18 protein-coding genes are annotated in these 18,750 nt (G+C 67.0%); 10 read left to right on the forward strand and 8 right to left on the reverse strand.

What is annotated here, in order from left to right; genetic code table 11:
* The 7 genes from AC1DQR_RS00625 to AC1DQR_RS00655 all read right to left on the reverse strand — a co-directional run bounded on the left by AC1DQR_RS00625 (position 1) and on the right by AC1DQR_RS00655 (position 7,346).
* The gene (locus AC1DQR_RS00625) at positions 1-663 is read right to left on the reverse strand and encodes a response regulator (RefSeq protein ID WP_416052323.1); all 663 of its coding nucleotides are present in this window, start codon (positions 661-663) and stop codon (positions 1-3) included.
* Between the two features lie 503 nt (positions 664-1,166).
* Positions 1,167-2,030 carry a phosphodiesterase gene (locus AC1DQR_RS00630; protein WP_416052324.1) on the reverse strand — a complete coding sequence of 288 codons (864 nt, stop codon included), beginning with the start codon at positions 2,028-2,030 and terminating at the stop codon, positions 1,167-1,169.
* Positions 2,027-3,100 carry an ABC transporter ATP-binding protein gene (locus AC1DQR_RS00635; RefSeq protein ID WP_416052325.1) on the reverse strand — a complete coding sequence of 358 codons (1,074 nt, stop codon included), beginning with the start codon at positions 3,098-3,100 and terminating at the stop codon, positions 2,027-2,029. The genes AC1DQR_RS00630 and AC1DQR_RS00635 overlap by 4 nt, the downstream gene beginning before the upstream one ends.
* A complete protein-coding gene (locus AC1DQR_RS00640; protein ID WP_416053243.1) occupies positions 3,093-3,980 on the reverse strand; it encodes an ABC transporter permease in 888 nt (295 codons plus the stop codon). The genes AC1DQR_RS00635 and AC1DQR_RS00640 overlap by 8 nt, the downstream gene beginning before the upstream one ends.
* An 11-nt stretch (positions 3,981-3,991) precedes the next feature.
* The gene (locus tag AC1DQR_RS00645; RefSeq protein ID WP_416052326.1) at positions 3,992-4,810 is read right to left on the reverse strand and encodes an ABC transporter permease; all 819 of its coding nucleotides are present in this window, start codon (positions 4,808-4,810) and stop codon (positions 3,992-3,994) included.
* A 329-nt stretch (positions 4,811-5,139) separates the two neighbouring features.
* Complete coding sequence (locus AC1DQR_RS00650) at positions 5,140-6,171, reverse strand: ABC transporter substrate-binding protein (RefSeq protein WP_183032245.1); 1,032 nt, start codon at positions 6,169-6,171, stop codon at positions 5,140-5,142.
* A gap of 65 nt (positions 6,172-6,236) precedes the next feature.
* Positions 6,237-7,346, reverse strand: coding sequence for a substrate-binding domain-containing protein (locus AC1DQR_RS00655; protein ID WP_477132331.1), 1,110 nt, complete (start codon positions 7,344-7,346; stop codon positions 6,237-6,239).
* Positions 7,347-7,865: 519 nt separating this feature from the next.
* On the opposite strand from AC1DQR_RS00655, the gene AC1DQR_RS00660 reads away from it, so the two are divergent.
* The 8 genes from AC1DQR_RS00660 (at position 7,866) to AC1DQR_RS00695 (ending at position 14,934) form a co-directional block, all read left to right on the forward strand.
* The gene (locus tag AC1DQR_RS00660) at positions 7,866-8,531 is read left to right on the forward strand and encodes a fumarylacetoacetate hydrolase family protein (protein ID WP_416053244.1); all 666 of its coding nucleotides are present in this window, start codon (positions 7,866-7,868) and stop codon (positions 8,529-8,531) included.
* Positions 8,528-9,292, forward strand: coding sequence for a fumarylacetoacetate hydrolase family protein (locus AC1DQR_RS00665; RefSeq protein ID WP_477132332.1), 765 nt, complete (start codon positions 8,528-8,530; stop codon positions 9,290-9,292). The genes AC1DQR_RS00660 and AC1DQR_RS00665 overlap by 4 nt, the downstream gene beginning before the upstream one ends.
* A 58-nt stretch (positions 9,293-9,350) precedes the next feature.
* A complete protein-coding gene (gene hpaE, locus AC1DQR_RS00670; protein ID WP_477132333.1) occupies positions 9,351-10,811 on the forward strand; it encodes a 5-carboxymethyl-2-hydroxymuconate semialdehyde dehydrogenase in 1,461 nt (486 codons plus the stop codon).
* A 52-nt stretch (positions 10,812-10,863) separates the two neighbouring features.
* On the forward strand, positions 10,864-11,712 hold the full coding sequence (gene hpaD / locus AC1DQR_RS00675; RefSeq protein ID WP_416052330.1) for a 3,4-dihydroxyphenylacetate 2,3-dioxygenase: 849 nt from the start codon (positions 10,864-10,866) through the stop codon (positions 11,710-11,712).
* 58 nt (positions 11,713-11,770) lie between these two features.
* Entirely contained in the window at positions 11,771-12,160 is a 390-nt protein-coding gene (locus tag AC1DQR_RS00680) for a 5-carboxymethyl-2-hydroxymuconate Delta-isomerase (RefSeq protein ID WP_416052331.1), read from the forward strand.
* Between the two features lie 63 nt (positions 12,161-12,223).
* Complete coding sequence (hpaH, locus tag AC1DQR_RS00685; RefSeq protein WP_416052332.1) at positions 12,224-13,027, forward strand: 2-oxo-hept-4-ene-1,7-dioate hydratase; 804 nt, start codon at positions 12,224-12,226, stop codon at positions 13,025-13,027.
* Positions 13,028-13,048: 21 nt separating this feature from the next.
* Positions 13,049-13,852: a 4-hydroxy-2-oxoheptanedioate aldolase gene (hpaI, locus tag AC1DQR_RS00690; RefSeq protein WP_416052333.1), complete on the forward strand. Its 804-nt coding sequence runs from the start codon at positions 13,049-13,051 to the stop codon at positions 13,850-13,852.
* A 74-nt stretch (positions 13,853-13,926) separates the two neighbouring features.
* The gene (locus tag AC1DQR_RS00695) at positions 13,927-14,934 is read left to right on the forward strand and encodes a Bug family tripartite tricarboxylate transporter substrate binding protein (RefSeq protein WP_416052334.1); all 1,008 of its coding nucleotides are present in this window, start codon (positions 13,927-13,929) and stop codon (positions 14,932-14,934) included.
* A 7-nt stretch (positions 14,935-14,941) separates the two neighbouring features.
* Here the strand turns inward: AC1DQR_RS00695 and AC1DQR_RS00700 are convergent, their stop codons facing one another.
* Positions 14,942-15,772, reverse strand: a complete 831-nt coding sequence (locus AC1DQR_RS00700; RefSeq protein WP_416053245.1) for a DNA-binding transcriptional regulator — start codon at positions 15,770-15,772, stop codon at positions 14,942-14,944.
* Between the two features lie 142 nt (positions 15,773-15,914).
* On the opposite strand from AC1DQR_RS00700, the gene AC1DQR_RS00705 reads away from it, so the two are divergent.
* Both AC1DQR_RS00705 and AC1DQR_RS00710 read left to right on the forward strand, forming a co-directional pair.
* The gene (locus AC1DQR_RS00705; RefSeq protein WP_416052335.1) at positions 15,915-16,850 is read left to right on the forward strand and encodes an alpha/beta fold hydrolase; all 936 of its coding nucleotides are present in this window, start codon (positions 15,915-15,917) and stop codon (positions 16,848-16,850) included.
* 33 nt (positions 16,851-16,883) lie between these two features.
* Positions 16,884-18,749, forward strand: a complete 1,866-nt coding sequence (locus AC1DQR_RS00710) for a bifunctional 3-(3-hydroxy-phenyl)propionate/3-hydroxycinnamic acid hydroxylase (protein ID WP_477132334.1) — start codon at positions 16,884-16,886, stop codon at positions 18,747-18,749.
* Position 18,750 lies beyond the last annotated feature (1 nt).

Below are 18,750 nucleotides of genomic sequence, written 5' to 3' on the forward strand. Positions count from 1 at the left end.
TTACCTGCCCGTCTGCACCAGGCCGCGGCGCTGGGCCTCCAGCACCGCCTCGACCCGGCTGACCACGCCCAGGTAATCGAGAATGGCCGCCACGTGCACGCGCACCGTGTTTTCGGAGAGCCCCAGATGGTGGGCAATGATCTTGTTGGAGCGGCCCTGGCTGAGCTGGTCCAGCACCTCGAGCTGGCGCGGCGTGAGCGAGCTGGCCTGGTAGCCGTGATAAGGATTGCCGCTGGCATGGCCATCGGGGTTGCCGCCGTCGGCGCTGGCAGGCTCGGCGTTGAAGTACGTGTCACCGCGAAGGCAAGAGGCGATGGCGTCTTCGATCTCGACGCTGCTCGCGGATTTTGGCAGGAAGCCGGCAATCTCCTTGCGCGCGGCGGCGGGAATGGTCTCCAGCCCGGAGGTGCCGGACACGATCAGGATGCGCGCTGTGCAGAAGTGGCGGCGCAGCACCTTGATACCCTCGATCCCGTTGAGGCCGGGCATCTGGATATCCAGCAGGATGATATCCACGCTGGCGGCGCGGTGTTCCTCCACCGCGCCCATGACCGAGCCCGCCTCGATGATGCTCGCCACGCTTGGGCTGTCTGCCAGCACCAGGCGCAGGCCGGTGCGGAACAGGGTGTGGTCGTCGATGAGCAGCAGGTGTGCGTTGAGCATGAGTTGGGGTTGGCCGGCGCATGGCGCGCAGGCTGCGGCCGATGGAACAAGTGGAGCAAAATGTGACGCGCTGCGCCCCGGTCGAAGCGAGCGCCAGGGCGAATTGGACTCGATTATGGTGGGCTTGTCTATTTCCCCACTAAAGAGGGGAAAGGATGGGCGGGGCGCAGCGGCGTCTGGCGCGAGGCCGCCCCGTAGAGCGCCTGTGCGCTGGCGCTCGCGGGAAATGCTCTGCCGGATGCCGGCGCCGGCGGCTTGGCGCAGGGATGGGCACTAGTCCAGAAGGATTATGTTGTTCGCGGACGTCTGGTGTCACCATGCACGCATGGGTGATTTCCGCGACTCGCCCATACCACTTTTGTTACCCACTACCACCCGGCAGTGGGTTTTTTTTGGGCCGCGGTTCGTGCTGCTGGATGGGCTGGCGGCTGGAGGATGCAACCTGTTGCAGGCCGATGTGCCGATACCTTCTTAATTGACCGACCGACCGACCGGCCGGCCAGTCAGTCGATCAGCTTGCCCGCGGCATCGAAGAAAGGATGGTCTGCGCCAAAGTCACCGATCACCGCCGCGTGGCTGACCAGCCCATGCGCGGGATCCCACTGATGCAGCAGGTAGCCGGGCGGCTCCATGCGAAACCGCGAGACCGCCTGCGGATCGAGATCGAGCGTGACCTGATGCGCGGGACCCGGCGCCGTCATGGCGATGGTGCCGCCAAAGCGGTGCGTGATGTGCCGGTGCAGGTGGCCGCACAGCACGCGCTCGATGGTCGGGTGCCTGCGCACCACCGCCTCCAGCAGCGCCGCATCCGCCAGGCCCTGCTGGTCCATGTGGCCGATGCCGGTATGAAAGGGCGGGTGGTGGAGCATCAGCAGCGTGGGCCTGCCAGGCTCGGCCGCGAGCGTGGCCTCGAGCCACGGCAGCGCGGCGGGATCGACCTGGCCGCCCGGCTTTCCCGGCACCGTGCAGTCGAAGGCCACCAGGCGTAGTGGCCCGGCCTCCACGCTGTAGTGAACCGGCGCGTCGCCGTCGCCGTTGGCGAACAGGTAATCGTGATCGGCAAACACGCGGCGCAGCGAGGCGCGGTGATCATGGTTTCCGGGCAAGAGCCGCACCGGCATCGGCAGCGTTTGCAGGATGCCGCGCAGGAAGCGGTATTCCTCCTCGGTGCCGAAGTCCACCAGGTCGCCGGTGATGACGACGGCGTCGGGCTGCTGCGGCGCCGCCAGCAGCGACGCGATGCAGCGCCGCAGCGCGCCTGCGGTGTCTACCATGCGGTAGGACAGCTTGCCGCCGGCCTTGATGTGCAGGTCGGTGATGTGGGCCAGCAGGTAGGTGCCGGCCGGGTTGTCGTTGGTGGTGTTCATGCGCAGAGCGCTTCGGGGAGCGTGATCAGGTGGCCGGTATCGAGGCGCAGGCCCACGCGGTCGCCCGCGAGCCAGCCATCGCGCCGGGTGGTGTCGACGACAAGCGGCGCCGGCGCGCCCACGTCGACCAGCAAGCGCGTGTAGTTGCCCAGGAACAGCGCAGTGACGACCGAGCCGCCCAGGTGGGCATCCTCGGCCTGTGCCAGCGCGACGTCTTCGGGGCGGAACAGCAGTTCGGCGCGCGGCGAGGGCGCGGCGGCAAGGCTTGCGGCAGTGCCATGGCGCGGCACCAGGCCGCCCGGCACGCGCCAGGCATCGGCCTCCAGCACGGCCGGCAGGCGGTTCATGGTGCCGATGAAATCCGCTACGAAGGCATTGGCCGGTGCGCGGTAGATCTGCTGCGGCGTGCCGGTCTGCGCGATGCGGCCACGGTCCATCACGATGATGCGGTCCCCCAGCGCCATTGCCTCGGCCTGGTCGTGGGTGACGTAGACGGCGGTGATATGCAGGCTGCGCAGCAACTGGTTGATGTCGGCGCGCAAGGCGTCGCGCAGCTTGGCGTCCAGCGCGGTCAGCGGTTCATCGAGCAGCAGCACGCGCGGCTGCACGGCAATGGCGCGGGCCAGCGCCACGCGCTGGCGCTGGCCGCCGGACAACTGGTCGATGCGCCGCTCGGCAAAAGGCCCCAGATGCATCATGGCGAGCATCTCGTCCACCCGGCGGCGGCGCGCGGCCGCGTCGATGCGGCGCACGCGCAGGCCGTAGGCGATGTTCTCCGCCACGGTCATGTTGGGGAACAGTGCGTAGCTCTGGAACACCATGCCCACGCCGCGCTGCTCGATCGGCAGCGGCGTCACATCGTTGTCGCCAAACATCACTGCGCCGCCGGCGTCGGGGAACTCCAGCCCGGCGATGATGCGCAGTGTGGTGGTCTTGCCGCAGCCCGAGGGGCCGAGCAGCACCACGGTCTCGCCCGCGCCGATGTCGAGGTCTAGCGGTTGCAGCGCCAGCGTGCCGTCGGCGAAGGTCTTGCCGCAGTGGCGCAGCGTGATGGTGGTCGGTTCATGCATGGCGGGCCTCGGAAGTGGAGAGCGGATCGGTGCCGGGGATCGTTCTAGCGTCGGCGTCGGCGCCGTCGGCAAGCGGCTGGTGCTTGCGGGCGCGCGCGCCCAGCGCGGACAAGCCCTGCATCAGCACCAGCAGCGGGATGATCATGAAGAAAAACACGATGGTGTAGGCCGAGCCGATCTCCAGCCGCATCGAGGCGTAGCTGTCGGCCAGCCCCACCGGCAGCGTCTGCGTGGTGGGTGTATGCAGCATCCAGGTCAGGTTGAACTCCCCCACCGACAGCGTTACCACCATCAGCGCCCCGGCCAGGATGCCCTGGCGGCAGTTCGGCAGCACCACGGTAAAGAAGCGCTGCAGGCGGTTCGCGCCCAGGCTGGCGGCGGCGTCCTCCAGCGTGCGGATATCGATGGCCGACATGATGGCCAGCACCGAGCGCACCATGAACGGCAGCGTAAACAGCACGTGGCCCACGAGGATAAACACCCAGCTCGTGCGAAATGCCTGCCAGCCGCCATAGAGCAGGATCAGCCCAAGCGCGGTGGCCAGCCCTGGCACCGCCACGGGCAGCATCAGCAGCTCCTCGATCAGGCGCGTCACGCGCCCGCGCCGCAGCGCCATGTAGTAGGCCGCGGGCACGCCCAGCACCAGGGTGCAAGCCAGGCACGCCAGGGCAATGCCCAGCGACAGGAAGATGGTGTTGCGGTAGAGCGCCCACACCTCTACCAGCCAGCGCGTGGTGAGGCCGCTGGACACGCCGACGAAGATGTTGTTGGTGAGGCCGGCGAGCACGGACAGCACCACTGGCACCACCATGAACAGGCACACCAGAAGGGTGAGCGCGAGCTGCAGCCAGTAGGCATTGCCGCGGCGGGAAGACGTCATCATGGGTAGCCTCAGGCAGTAGCGGCGACGGCGTCGCCCGAGAACCAGCGCGCCACCGCCAGCAGGGCCCAGGTGACCGTGCCGAGCAGCAGGGACAGTGCGGCGGCCATGCCGAAGTTGGCGTAGTTGGTGAACTCGTTGTAGATGGTCAGCGGCAAGACATCGAGCTGCGTGGCCAGCGTGAAGGCGGTGCCGAAGGCGCCCATGCTGGTGGCGAAGCAGATCGCGCCGCTGGAAATCATGGCCGGCATCAGCGCGGGCAACATCACGTCGCGCACCACGCGCCAGCGGCCCGCGCCGAGCGAGCGGGCGGCTTCTTCCAGCGATGCGTCGAGCTTGGCAACGGCTGCCATCACAGTCAGGATCACGCGCGGGATGGAGAAGTACAGGTAGCCGACGAACAGGCCGGCGAGACCGTAGGCAAAGGTCCAGCGGTCTCCCACCAGCCAGTCGCCCACCATGGCGAGCAGGCCGTTGCGCCCGCCCAGCATGATGACCATGAAGCCGATGACGACGCCGGGGAAGGCGAGCGGGAACGTCAGCATGGCGACCAGGAGGGCCTTTCCGGGCACGGCGTTGCGCTCCAGGAAGGTGCCGGTGATGCCGGCGATGATCAGGGTGGCCAGCGTGACCGTTGCCGATAGCAGCACGGTGACCATCAGGCTGTGCAGATAGCGCTCGCTTGAGATGACGGTCCAGTAGACGCTCGCGCCTTTTTCGCCCGTAACGCTGATCGCTAGCAGCTTTGCCATGGGCAGGCAGAAGAAGGCGAAGAAGACGATCAGGGCCGGGAGGGCGAAGAGGAGGAGTGGGGGGCTTCGTTTAGGCATGATGGGTTTGCTTTTTCCCGGGGTTGGGGAGGATCAGCTTCAACGTTGGTTGCTTGGGTTCATGGGGGGCTGCTTAACTTCAAGGGCTTAACTTCAACTTCAACTTCAACTGCAGTTTCACCACGCCTGCGGCGCGGCGACCTACTTTTTTGTCTTGCCAAAAAAGTAGGCAAAAAAGGCGCTCCGTACGGCCTTGGCACACCTTGACGGCTCGCTGCGCATCGCGCTTGGGTTGATCTTGCCGCTGGTTGGCTCCCCTTTCCCACTTGTGGGAGAGGGCGGGCGCCGCCAAGCGCGCGATGCCGCACTCATCCACTAGCGCTCGCCATTCAACGGACTTCCTTCAGATACTGCTCGCTGAAGCCTTTCTGCGCATCCGCCATCTTTCCGAAATCCACCGGCTTGGCCCGCGCGTAATCCGCTGCCGGCAGGAACCGCGCTTGCACTTCCTTGGGTACGGCGGCGCTGCGCACGGGGCGCAGGTAGGCATTGGCCCACAGGGCCTGCCCTTCATCGGACAGCACAAAGTCCAGCACCTTCTTGCCTTGGGCATCGTGCGGTGCCTTGTTCACCAGGCTCATCACGTACGGCACCACCACCGTGCCTTCCTTGGGAATCACGAAGGCCACGTTGGACTTGTCCTTGTAGCGGGCGCGGTAGGCGTTGAAGTCGTAGTCCAGCAGGATCGGGATCTCGCCGGAGAGCACGCGGGCATAGGCGGTTTGCTTGGGGACGATGGGCTGGTTCTTCTGCAGGTCGCGGAAGTACTTGAAAGCCGGGCCGAAGTTGTCCATCGAGCCGCCCATCGCCTGGTTGACGGCAACCGCGCCGACGTAGCCGACAAAGGCGCTGGCCGGGTCGAGGTAGCCGATCAGGCCCTTGTACTCGGGCTTGAGCAGGTCGGCCCAGGACTGCGGCACGGGCTTGCCGCGCAGCGCGTCGACGTTGACCATGAAGCCGAGCGTGCCGGAGTGGATGGCGAACCAGTTGCCTTGCGGGTCCTTGAGGCCGTCGGGGATGTCGTTCCAGTGGGCCGGCTTGTAGGGGGCGGTGACGCCGTCCTTCTTGGCCTGGATGCCGAAGGTCACGCCGTAGTACACCACGTCCGCTACCGGGCTGCCCTTTTCGGCGACCAGCTGCGCTAGCGACTGGCCGGAGTTCTTGTTGTCATGCGGCACCGTGACGCCGGTCTTTTCCTTGATGGCGCGGATCTGCGAGGCCCAATCTGCCCATTCGGGCGGGCAGTTGTAGCAGATCGCGGTTTGCGCTGCAGCGCCCTGGCTGAATGCGCAGACGGCGGCGGCGCCGAGCGCGCTGGCGATCCGGCGCAGCGGTTTGTGCCAGGAACGGGTGGCTTGCATGGTGAACTCCTTGGGTTGCATACGAGGGCTAGGGCTAGGGCTGGGGGAACGCGGTGGGTGAAGGGTCATGCCGGTGCGGCTACCGTGCCGCCCAGGCGCAGGCCATGGGGCAGCAAGGTAATGCGCCCGGGTCTGGCGCCGGATACGTCGGGTATGCCGGATACGTTGGACGCGCTGGATACGCCGGTTGCTGCGAGGCCGAAGCGCCGAAGCAACTGCGCAACGGCGCGCTCGCCGATTTCGGTGTTGGGCTGCACCACCGATGCCAGTGGCGGCTCCACCAGCGCGCCCAGCGCGATGCCGTCGTAGCCCAGCACGGAGATGTCGCGCGGCACGCGCAGGCCGAGCCGCTTCAGGTCGGAGATCACGCCGATCGCCAGCAGGTCGTTGGTGCAAAAAAAGGCAGTGGGCGCATCCGGCCCGGCGGCTAGCGCGCCGATCTGGTCAGCGTTGCTGGCGGTGTGAGTGGGCAGGCAAAGCGGCGGCGCGGCTTCCAGGCCGTGCGCGTGCATGGCATCGCGGTAGCCCTCGAAGCGCTGGCGCGCGCGGTCGGAGGCGATGAAGGCGCCAGAGACCACGCGGATGCGGCGGTGCCCCGCCGCGATCAGGGCTTGCACGCCTTCGCGGGCGCTGCCGCGGTTGTCCACCGAGACAGAGTGGCGCTGGCCGCGCGCGGCTGCCTGGTTGTAGGCCAGCACATAGGGCACGCCTTCGGCATCGAGCTGGTCGAGCACGGCGCTGCGGGCGGCGTCGGCCACGGTGAGCACCATGCCGTCGACCCGGTGGCGCAGCAGGTATTCGATGCGTTCGCGTTCGCGCGCGGGGTCGTAGGCGCTGGTCACCAGCATCAGCGAGTAGCCGGCGGCCAGCGCGGCATCCTCGATGCCCCGCCAGCATTCGGCGAACACGGCGTTTTCCAGGGTGGGCAGCATCACGCCGATCATCCGGCTTTGCTGCGCGCGCAGCTTGCTGCCGAGCAGGTTGGGGCGGAAGCTCAGCCGCCGTGCGGCTTCCAGCACGCGCCGCGCGGTGCCTTCGCGCACCAGCGCCGGGCTGTTGAACGCGCGCGATGCGGTAGCTAGCGATACGCCCGCTGCTTGCGCAACGTCCACCAGCGTGGCGGTGCCGGCGGCGTCCGGGGCGGTGCTGCTGGAACGGTCCTGGGTGCGCTTCACGTCAGAGCTTCCGGTCTTGGTTTCGGGGTCACGTTGCGCGCGTGGCGAGCCAGGCACGCAACGGCGGTAAAAATGAAAACGTTTTCATTCAAGCCGCAAAAAAATCGGGTCGCAAGCCTTTTTGCTGCTGCGGTGCATTAGCGCAATCGCGCTGCGGCAAGGCGAAACCCGGTACAGCGCGAATTCTGGGGATGCTGCATGACAGCACGATGACAGGCGCAGACGAGGGCGCGAAGGGCCGGGCGGCTAGATCGCGGCGCCGCGGCTCACAATGGGGTTGAAACTATCCTGCAATCTAATTAACATGTTAAGTACAGGCGGCGCCAACGGGCGATCCGCCGTCGACGATCCGCCGGCCCGGCAGCGCAAGCGCCCGGCCACGCGCGGGCGCAACCAGAGAGGAGCACGATGCGACAAGCCAGAATCGCCGCCGGCGGCCGGCCAGTGCGGGCAGTGCCGGTGGACGGTGCCACTTTGCTGCCGCTGGACGGTGGGCGCGCCCTGCGCGAGGATGAATTCATGTGGCAGCCCGCCGTCACCGGCACGGTGTACGGCACGCTGCTGAACTTCAAGGGCGCGCTCGCGGCCCTTGGCGACAGCGTCAATGCGGCCCCTTATCAGGCGCCGCCTGCTGGCCCGATCCTCTACATCAAGCCTGCCAATACCCTGGCCGCCCATGGCAGCCTTGTCGCGCTGCCACCGGGCCAGGAAACCCTGGAAATCGGCGCGGCGCTCGGCATCGTGATCGGCCGCCGCGCGACCCGCATCGACCCGGCACAGGCCGCGGACTATATCGCCGGCTACACGGTGGTGTCGGATGTCAGCGTGCCGCACGCCAGCTATTACCGCCCGGCGGTGCGCCACAAGTGCCGCGACGGCTATTGCCCGATTGGCCCGTGGGTGATGGCCAGCGAGCAGGTCGGCAACGCCGACGCGCTCAGCATGGTGGTGCGCATCAATGGCGAGGCGCGCCAGCGCAACCACACCGGCAACCTGCTGCGCCCCGTGGCGCAATTGCTGGCCGATGTCACCGCCTTCATGTCGCTCGAGGCCGGCGACGTGCTGCTGGCGGGCGTGCCCGAAGGCGCGCCGCTGGCGCGTGCCGGCGACATGGTGGAGATCGAAATCGAACACGTAGGGCGGCTGCGGCACGGCATCAAGGCAGCGCCCGGGGAGGCAGCATGAGAACCGCACGCGTAGCCTTCGATGGCCTGGTCCACACCGCGCAGCCGGCTGGCGAAGGCGCATTGCGCCTGGACGACGGCCGCGTGGTCAGCGAGCACGCCGTGACGTGGCTGCCGCCCGTGGTGCCGCGCACCACCTTCGCGCTTGGCCTGAACTATGCCGACCACGCGCGCGAACTGGCCTTCAAGGCGCCGGAAGAACCACTCGTCTTTCTCAAGGGGCCGGGCGCGTTCATTGGCCACCGGGCGCATACCATCCGGCCGCAGGGCGTGAAGTACATGCATTACGAGTGCGAGCTGGCGGTGGTGATCGGCAGCACGGCTCGCGGCGTCAAGGCGGCGCAAGCTTATGACTACGTGCGCGGCTATACGGTCGCCAACGACTACGCCATCCGCGACTACCTGGAAAACTACTATCGCCCCAACCTGCGGGTGAAGAACCGGGACACCTGTACGCCGCTCGGGCCGTGGCTGGTGGACCGCGACGACGTGCCGGATCCGATGAACCTCGCGCTCACCACGACCGTCAACGGCAAGCTGACCCAGCAGGGCAGCACGCGCGACATGATCTTCGCCGTCCCGTGGCTGATCGAATATCTCAGCAGCTTCATGACGCTGGAGGCGGGCGACGTGATCCTGACCGGCACGCCGGAAGGGCTGGCCGACACGCAGCCGGGCGACGAGATCGTCACGGAGATCGAAGGGGTGGGGCGGCTGGTGAACACCATTGCCTCGGCTACCGAATACGGCAGCGGGCGCTGAAGGGCGCTGAAGCGAACCCAGGCGCACCGGGCGCACCAAATGCCAACAGGAGACAACCATGATCAAGCATTGGATCAACGGCAAGCAGGTCGACAGCAAGGACACGTTCACCACCTGGAACCCGGCCACCGGCGAAGAGATCGCCACGGTGGCCGCAGGCGGCGAGGCCGAGATCAACGCCGCGGTGGCGGCCGCCAAGGCTGCGTTCCCCAAGTGGGCCAATACCCCGGCCAAGGAGCGCGCCCGCATCATGCGCCGCCTGGCCGACCTGATCACCGAGCACGTACCGCACCTTGCCGCGCTGGAGACGCAGGACACCGGCCTGCCGATCGCGCAGACCGGCAAGCAACTGATCCCGCGCGCCGCCGAGAACTTCAATTTCTTCGCCGAAGTGTGCGTGCAGATGAACGGCCGCACCTATCCCGTCGACGACCAGATGCTCAACTACACGCTCTACCAGCCGGTGGGCGTGTGCGCGCTGATCTCGCCGTGGAACGTGCCCTTCATGACCGCCACCTGGAAAGTCGCGCCATGCCTGGCGCTGGGCAATACCGCGGTGCTGAAGATGTCGGAGCTGTCGCCGCTCACGGCGGACCAGCTCGGCATGCTGGCGCTGGAAGCGGGGGTGCCGTCTGGCGTGCTCAACGTGGTGCAGGGGTACGGCGCCAGCGCGGGGGACGCGCTGGTGCGCCATCCGGATGTGCGGGCCGTATCGTTTACGGGCGGCACGGCCACCGGCAAGCGCATCATCGAGCGCGCGGGCCTGAAGAAATTCTCGATGGAACTGGGCGGCAAGTCGCCGGTGCTGGTGTTCGACGACGCGGACCTGGAGCGCGCGCTGGACGCCGCGCTGTTCACCATTTTCTCGATCAACGGCGAGCGCTGCACCGCGGGTTCGCGCATCTTCGTGCAGGACACGGTCTACGACGACTTCGTCGGCAAGTTCGCCGAACGCGCCAGGCGCCTGCGCGTGGGCGACCCGACCAGCGAGCAGACACATGTGGGCGCCATGATCACCCAGCAGCACTGGGAGAAGGTCACCGGGTATATCCGCCTGGGCGAGCAGGAGGGCGCCACCATCCTGGCCGGCGGCGCCGAGCGCCCGTCCGACCTGCCGGCGCACCTGCGCAATGGCAACTTCGTGCAGCCCACGGTGCTGGCCAATGTGGAAAACCACATGCGCGTGGCGCAGGAAGAGATCTTTGGCCCGGTGGCCTGCCTGATCCCTTTCAAGGGCGAAGACGATGGCCTGGCCATGGCCAACGACACCGCTTACGGCCTGGCCTCGTACATCTGGACCCAGGACGTGGGCAAGGTGCACCGGCTGGCGCGTGGTATCGAGGCTGGCATGGTGTTCGTCAACAGCCAGAACGTGCGCGACCTGCGCCAGCCGTTTGGCGGCACCAAGGCATCCGGCACGGGGCGCGAGGGCGGCGAGTTCAGCTTCGAGGTGTTTGCCGAGGTGAAGAACGTTTGCATCTCGATGGGCGGGCATCATATTCCGCGCTGGGGCGTTTGAGCGCAGCCCGCACCAAAACAAAACAAAGCAAAGCAAAACAGGAGACACCGCCATGGGCAAGCTATCCCTCGCCGCCAAGGTCACGCACGTGCCGTCGATGTACCTGTCCGAGCTGCCGGGCAAGCACCACGGCTGCCGTGAGGCGGCGATTGCCGGGCACCGCGAGATCGGGCGGCGCTGCCGGGAGCTGGGTGTCGATACCATCGTGGTGGCCGATGTGCATTGGCTGGTCAACGCCGGCTACCACGTCAACTGCAACGCGCACTTCGAGGGCATCTACACCAGCAACGAGCTGCCGCATTTCATCAAGGACATGGCCTATGCCTATGACGGCAATCCCGAACTGGGCCGGCTGATCGCCAGCACTGCGTGCGAGCAGGGCGTGATGACACGCGCCCACGAGATCGCCAGCCTGGAGCTGGAATACGGCACGCTGGTGCCGATGCGCTACATGAATGCCGACCGCCATTTCAAGGTGATCTCCATCGCGGCCTGGTGCGCCTGGCACCAGCTCGAAGAAAGCCGCCGCTTTGGCGAGGCGCTGCGTGTGTCCATCGAGGCCAGCGATGCCAATGTGGCGTTTCTCGCCAGCGGCTCGCTGTCGCACCGGTTCAACGACAACAACAGCCCCGAGGAGAGCATCCACCAGATCAGCCGCGAGTTCTTCAAGCAGGTGGACCTGCGCGTGGTGGAACTCTGGAAGCAGGGCGACTGGGCCACCTTCTGCCGCATGTTGCCGGAGTACAACGAGCACTGCATCGGCGAGGGCGGCATGCACGACACCGCCATGCTGCTGGGCCTGCTGGGCTGGGACAAGTACGACCGCCCGGTGGAGATCGTCACCGACTACTTCACCAGCTCGGGCACCGGCCAGATCAATGCGATCTTCCCGGTGCGCTGAGGAATCACCGGTCACCGATCACGGATAACGATTCACGCTTCATCGGAGAGGCCTGCCAATGCCCCACATCATCGTCGAGTACACGGACAACATCCGCGCCGACGCGCGCGTGCCCACCCTGCTCAAGACCATCAACGACGTGCTGATCGCGCAGGACGGCGTGTTTCCCATCGGCGGCATCCGCTCGCGCGCGCTGGCGCTGACCGACTACCGCATGGCCGACGGCGAGGAGGACTACGCTTTCGTCCACATCACGCTGAAGATCGGCGCCGGGCGACCCGAGGCGACCAGGAAGGCGGCCTGCGATGCGCTCTTCGAGGCTGTCAAGGCGCACTTTGCCGAGCTATATGCACGGCGTTACCTGGCGCTGTCAATGGAGCTGGTCGAGTTCAACGAGGGCGGCAGCTACAAGCACAACAACGTGCACGCCCGCTTCAAGAAGGCCTGACCGGTTCGACCGTCGACCAACAGGCCCCTGCGCACAACGCTCAACGCTTCCCACGGAGACCCCATGCTCAGCCCAGAGCTGATCCACCAGATCGCCCATCGCCTGCACGGCGCAGAGCAATCGCGCCGGCAGATCCGGCAAATCTCGCTGGACCACCCTGACATCACGATTGAAGACGCCTACGCCATCCAGCGCGAGTGGCTGGCCCACAAGCTGTCCGAAGGCCGCACCATCAAGGGCCACAAGATCGGCCTGACCTCGCGCGCCATGCAGCTTTCCTCGCAGATCGACGAGCCTGACTACGGCACCTTGCTGGACGACATGTTCTTCCAGGACGGCGCGACGATCCCGCCGGGGCGCTTTATCGTGCCGCGCGTGGAGGTGGAGCTGGCCTTCGTGCTGGACAAGCCGCTCAAGGGGCCGAACTGCACGCTGTTCGACGTGTATGACGCTACCGCCTACGTGATCCCCGCGCTGGAGATCATCGACGCGCGCAGCCATGGGATCGACCCCGACAGCAAGCGCCCGCGCAAGGTGTTCGACACCATCGCCGACAACGCGGCCAATGCCGGCGTGGTGATGGGCGGGCGCCCGGTGCGGCCGTTCGATGTGGACCTGCGCTGGGTCTCGGCCATCATGTCGCGCAACGGCGTGATCGAGGAAACCGGCGTGGCCGCCGGCGTGCTCAACCATCCTGCCAACGGCGTGGCATGGCTGGCCAACAAGCTGCATCCGCATGGCGTGGGCCTGGAAGCGGGCGAGGTGATCCTCGGCGGCTCCTTCACGCGGCCGGTGGCGGCCAGCCCGGGTGATACATTCCACGTGGACTACGGCGCGCTGGGCGCCGTGGCCTGCCACTTCGGCTGAACGCCTGACCCGGACGCCATCATGGAAATCCCCCTCAATACCTTCAAGCGCACGCTTGCCGCCAACGAGCAGCAGATCGGCCTGTGGCTCGGCCTGGCCAGTCCCTACACCGCCGAAGTGCTGGCCGACGCCGGCTTCGACTGGTTGCTGATCGATGGCGAGCACGCACCCAACACCGTGCCGTCCATCCTGGCGCAACTGCAGGCGCTGGCCGCCTATCCCGTGCGGCCGGTGGTGCGTGCGTCGTGGAACGACACCGTGCAGATCAAGCAGTTGCTTGACCTGGGCGTGCAGACCCTGCTCGTGCCGATGGTGCAGGACGCGACCGAGGCGGCCGCCGCGGTTGCCGCCACCCGCTACCCGCCGCAAGGCGTGCGCGGCGTGGGCAGCGCCATGGCGCGTGCCTCGCGCTGGAACCGTGTCGGCGGCTACCTGGCCCAGGCCAACGGCGAGATGTGCGTGCTGGTGCAGGTGGAGACGCGCGCCGGGCTTGCGCACCTCGATGCCATCGCCGCCACCGAAGGCGTGGATGGCGTGTTCATCGGCCCGGCGGATCTCGCCGCCGACATGGGCCATCTCGGCAACCCGGGCCACCCGGACGTGCAGAGCGCCATCGCCGACGCCATCGCGCGCATCCGCCGCGCCGGCAAGGGCGCGGGCATCCTCAGCGCGGACGTGGCGCAGTCGCGGCAGTACATGGCGCTGGGCACGACGTTCACCGCCGTTGGCGTGGATGCCACGATGCTGGCCCGGGCCGCAGAGAGTCTGGCCGCGCAGTTCAAGGGCCAGGGCAGTGCGGGGACTAGCGGGGATAAGACGTACTAGCATCCCGTGGCGCTTAGCGCGTATTGCACAAAGCACCAAAAACAAACAACAGAAAAATCGGAGGAGACCCAATCATGCAAGCAAACGCCTGCGCCCGGCGCACGCGCCTCTATGCCATGGCGCAGCATGCTTCGCGCGTTGCCGCAGGGCTGGCGATAGCGCTGGGCGGCACCAGCGCCGCCAACGCCGCCGACCCCGCCGCACGCTGGGTGGTGCCCTACACCGCCGGCGGCGGCAGCGACCTCGCCACGCGCATCGTCGCGCAGAAGATCGCGCCGGCCATGCACCAGAACTTCGTGGTCGACAACAAGCCGGGCGGCGCCACCATCCTCGCCGCGCAGGACGTGGCCAAGGCACGTGCCGACGGCGCTACGGTGCTGACTGCCGGGCAGGGTACGCTGGTACTTAACCCAGCGTTGTATCGCAAGCTGCCCTATGACGCCGCCAAGGATTTCACGCTGGTGAGCTCGCTGGTGAAGCTACCCGTGATATTGGTCGCCAACCCGGCCTTGCCGGTAAAGACCTTGCCCGAGTTCATCACGTGGCTGAAAGCGGGGCAGGGCAAGGCTACCTATGCCTCTGTCGGCACCGGCAGCCCCCACCACCTGAGCGCCGAGCTGCTGCTCGACCGCGTGCAGGCCAGCGCCGTCCACGCGCCGTACAAAGGCACGCCACCCGCGTTGCAGGACGTGGCGGGCGGGCAGGTCGATTTCATGATGGCAGATCTCTCGGCCGCCGTGCCGTTGATCCGCGCCGGGCGGTTGCGCGCTATCGCGCTGCCCGCGGAGCAGCGTTCGGCGGTGCTGCCGGATGTGCCGACCTTTGCCGAGGCCGGGCTGGCTGGCTTCACGGCGTTCGCGTGGCAGGGCGTGGTGGTCCCGGCCGGCACGCCGCCGGCCTCGGTCGACAAGCTCAACGCGGCCATTGCCGCGGCGCTGAAAGACCCGGCGGTGGTCAAGCAAATGCAGGAGCTTGGGCTGGAGCCCATGGGCGATAGCCGGGCGGGATTTGCCGCGTTCGTGGACAATGAGCGCGCCAAATGGGGCGCCTTGATCCGCACACACAAGATCGTGCTGGATTGAGCCTTGCCTAAGTGGCCCGCCGCGCGGACGCCGGCGAGGCCATGGCTTCCTGCACGCGGCTGGCTATGTCCTGCAGCGGTGCCACGAAGCGCTTGACCGCCTCCTGCTCGCTCAGGGCGCGCGAGAGATACACCACATTGAGGCTGCCGCGCACGCGGTCCGCGTGCCGGATCGGCACGGCGACCGCGCCGATCTTGCGCTGCTCCAGCCAGTCGCCGCGATTCGACCCAAAGCCATCCTCGCGCACGCGCGCAACCAGCTTGCGCACATAGGTGGCGTTGTTGGCCAGCGCTGCCTGCTCATCGCCGCCGCCACCTGAGCGCAGCAGGTTGAGTATGTCCTCCCGTTCCCCTTCGCTGCAAAACGCGAAATAGGCCCGCCCGGCGGCCGTTGACAGCATCGGCAGGCGCCGCCCGACCATGGCGCGGTGGAAGGACAGCGGGCTGAAGCGGTGCGTGGTCTCGCGAATGATCATGGCGTCGCCGTCGGGCGTCGTCAGGTCCGACGGCCATAGCACGCGCTGCAGCAGCTCGCCCATCAGCGGCGCGGCGATGGTGGAGATCCACTCATCGTCATTGAAGCCTTCGCTCAAGGCCCTGACCTGCAGCGTCAGGCGATAGCTGTCGTCCGACTCGCTGCGGCGCACGAAACCCTCCGCGATCAGCGTTTCCAGCAGGCGTCTGACCGTGGTGCGGTGCAGCCCGGTCAGCTCGCTCAGCTGCTGCGCGGTCCCGCGCCCGCTTTCCATCCGGTTCAGCGCCTTCAGCACGTCCAGGCCACGGGTCAGCCCGCGCACGCTGGCGTAAGGCGAGGTGCGGCGATCAGGCACCCCAGGCATTCCAGGCATAAAAAACCCTTTTAAATCAATGTTGTGCACTCCTTGCACATTCTGTTCGTTTTTTTGTCCGGATGCAATCGGCTCTCTACACTCCGCTGTACCAGTTAGCCATTCAAGAACATTCACGAACGAAGGAGACACGATGTCAACCGCCGCCACGCCCCTCAAGTCCGTCCCGTCCAGCCAGCCCGAGCTGCCGTTCCAGAGCATCTGGGGCGAGTTGCGCGGCGTTTCCTTCAGCCAGGGCTGGCTCGATGCCAAGGGCATCCGCACCCGCTACCTGCATGCGGGCAGCAGCGACAAGCCCGCTTTGATCCTGTTGCACGGCGTCGGCGGCCACGCCGAGGCCTACGTGCGCAACCTGCAATCGCATGCCGAGCATTTCGATGTATGGGCCATCGACATGATCGGCCACGGCTGGACCGACAAGCCGGCGGGCGGGCGCGAGATCTCCGATTACGTCGATCACGTGATCCGCGTGATGGATACCCTCGGCATCGCGCGCGCTGCATTCAGCGGGGAATCGCTGGGCGGCTGGGTGGCCTCGCGCCTGGCGATCGACCATCCCGAACGCGTGGAGCGGCTGGTGCTGAACACCGCGGGTGGCTCGCAGGCGGACCCGGTGGTGATGGAGCGCCTCAAGACGCTGTCGATGCGCGCCGTGGAAGAGCCGGGCTGGGACTTCATCAAGGCGCGCGTGGAATGGCTGATGGCCGACAAGGCCAAGGCCTTCGACGACCTGATCGCCACGCGTCAGGCCATCTACATGCAACCCGGCATGGTCGAGGCCCAGCGCGGCAACATGGTGCTGCAGGACATGGAAACGCGCCAGCGCAACATCCTTCGCGCCGAACACTATGGCCGCATCAAGGCCCCGACGCTGGTGCTGTGGACCTCCGACGATCCCACCGCCGATGTGTCGGAAGGACGGCGCATCGCCACCATGATTCCCGGCGCGCTGTTTACGGTGATGGACGGCTGCGGCCACTGGCCGCAGTTCGAGGATGCCGACACCTTCAACCGCATTCACCTGAATTTCCTGCTCGGCGACGCCGTGCCGGAAGCGGCCACGGTCTAAGCCGGCAAGTACCGGACAAGCAGGAGAGGAGACATGAACAACGCCATCGAGATGGCGGGCGCAGACGCTCGTCCGCAGGATCTGGACACCGACGTCGCCATCATCGGCGCCGGCCCGGTGGGCCTGATGATCGCCAACATCCTTGGGCTGCAGGGCGTGCGCGTCGTGCTGGTCGAGAAGCTGGACCAGATCATCGACTACCCCCGCGCCATTGGCCTGGACGACGAGGCGCTGCGGGTGTTCCAGTCGGTTGGCCTGGCCGATGCGCTGCTGCCGCATACCACGCCGCACCACTGGATGCGTTTTGTCACGCATACCGGCCGCTGCTTCGCGTCGATCGAGCCGCGCACCGATGAGTTTGGCTGGTCCCGCCGCAACGCCTTTATCCAGCCGCTGGCGGACCAGATCCTGTACGAGGGCCTGCAGCGCTTTGCCCATGTGCAGGTGCTGTTCGGCCATGGCGTATCGGCCTTTACGCAAGACGAACACGGCGTGACGATCCGCGCGGAAGACGCGCACGGACGTGTCACCGCCATCCGCGCCGCCTACCTGGCCGGCTGCGATGGTGGCAACAGCGTCGTGCGGCGCACGCTGGACGTGCCGTTTGAAGGGCGCACCAAGCCCAACCAGTGGATCGTGGTGGACGTGCGCAATGACCCGATCGGCACGCCGCATATCTACATGCACTGCGACCCGACGCGTCCCTATGTGTCGGCCGCGCTCCCGCACGGGATCCGCCGCTTCGAGTTCATGGTCATGCCTGGCGAGACGGAAGAGGAACTGTCCCGGCCGGAGAACCTCGCCGCGCTGATCCGCAAGGTGGTGGCCGATCCGGACAAGGTCGACTATATCCGCAAGCGCGTCTACACCCATAACGCGCGGCTGGCGCGGACGTTCCGCGTCAAGCGCGTGCTGCTGGCGGGCGACGCGGCGCATATCATGCCGGTCTGGCAGGGGCAGGGCTACAACAGCGGCATCCGCGACGCGAGCAACCTGGGCTGGAAGCTGGCGATGGTGGTCAAGGGCGTGGCGCAGGACCGGCTGCTGGATACCTACAGCATGGAGCGGCGCGCTCATGCGCGCTCGATGATCCACCTGTCCGAGGTGGCGGGCGACATCTTCGCGCCGGCAAGCCGCTTCGGCGCGTCGCTGCGCGATGGCCTGAGCCGCGTGCTGAACGTGTTCCCCTCGGTCAAGCAGTACTTCGTGGAGATGCGCTTCAAGCCCATGCCGCGTTATGAATCGGGTGTGGTGCTGTTGCCCGAGCGCAAGGGTGACGACCGGTTCCTCGCGCGCTTGCTGGAGCGCTCCGGCAACTCGCCACTCGGACGCATGCTGGGCCTGATGAGCGAGAAGCGGGATTCGCTGGTCGGCCGGCTCGTTCACGGCCGCGATCCGGCGGGAAGCTCGCCGGTTGGGCGCATGTTCATCCAGCCAATGGTGCGGACCGAGCAAGGCCATACCGTGCGCCTGGACGACGTGATCGGCAATCGCTTTGCCATCATCGCCTGGGGCGCGGACCCGACCTTCGGCCTGACGCCACAAGCGCGCGCCGTCTGGGAAACGCTGGGCGCGTGCTTCGTCATGGCCAAGCCCGATACGCAGCTTGCCTATCGCGACGACGTGCCGCAAGGGGTGATCGCCATCGGCGACACTGCCGGGCGTCTCAAGGATTGGTTCGGCAAGCTGCCCGGCTCCGTGGTGCTGCTGCGCCCCGACCGCTTTATCGCCGGGTTGTGCTCGCCGCAGCAGGTGTCTGATGCCATCCAGGCGCTGGCCGGAAAGCTAGCGCTGTCCGACGCGTCACCGTCGGCTGCAGCCGCACCGGGCGCGTTGCCCGCGCAGCCAGGCACGCAGCCGGCGCGCGACCACGCCATCGCCTTTGCGCGGGGAGCCTGAC

Source organism: Cupriavidus sp. 05L411, assembly GCF_056398045.1.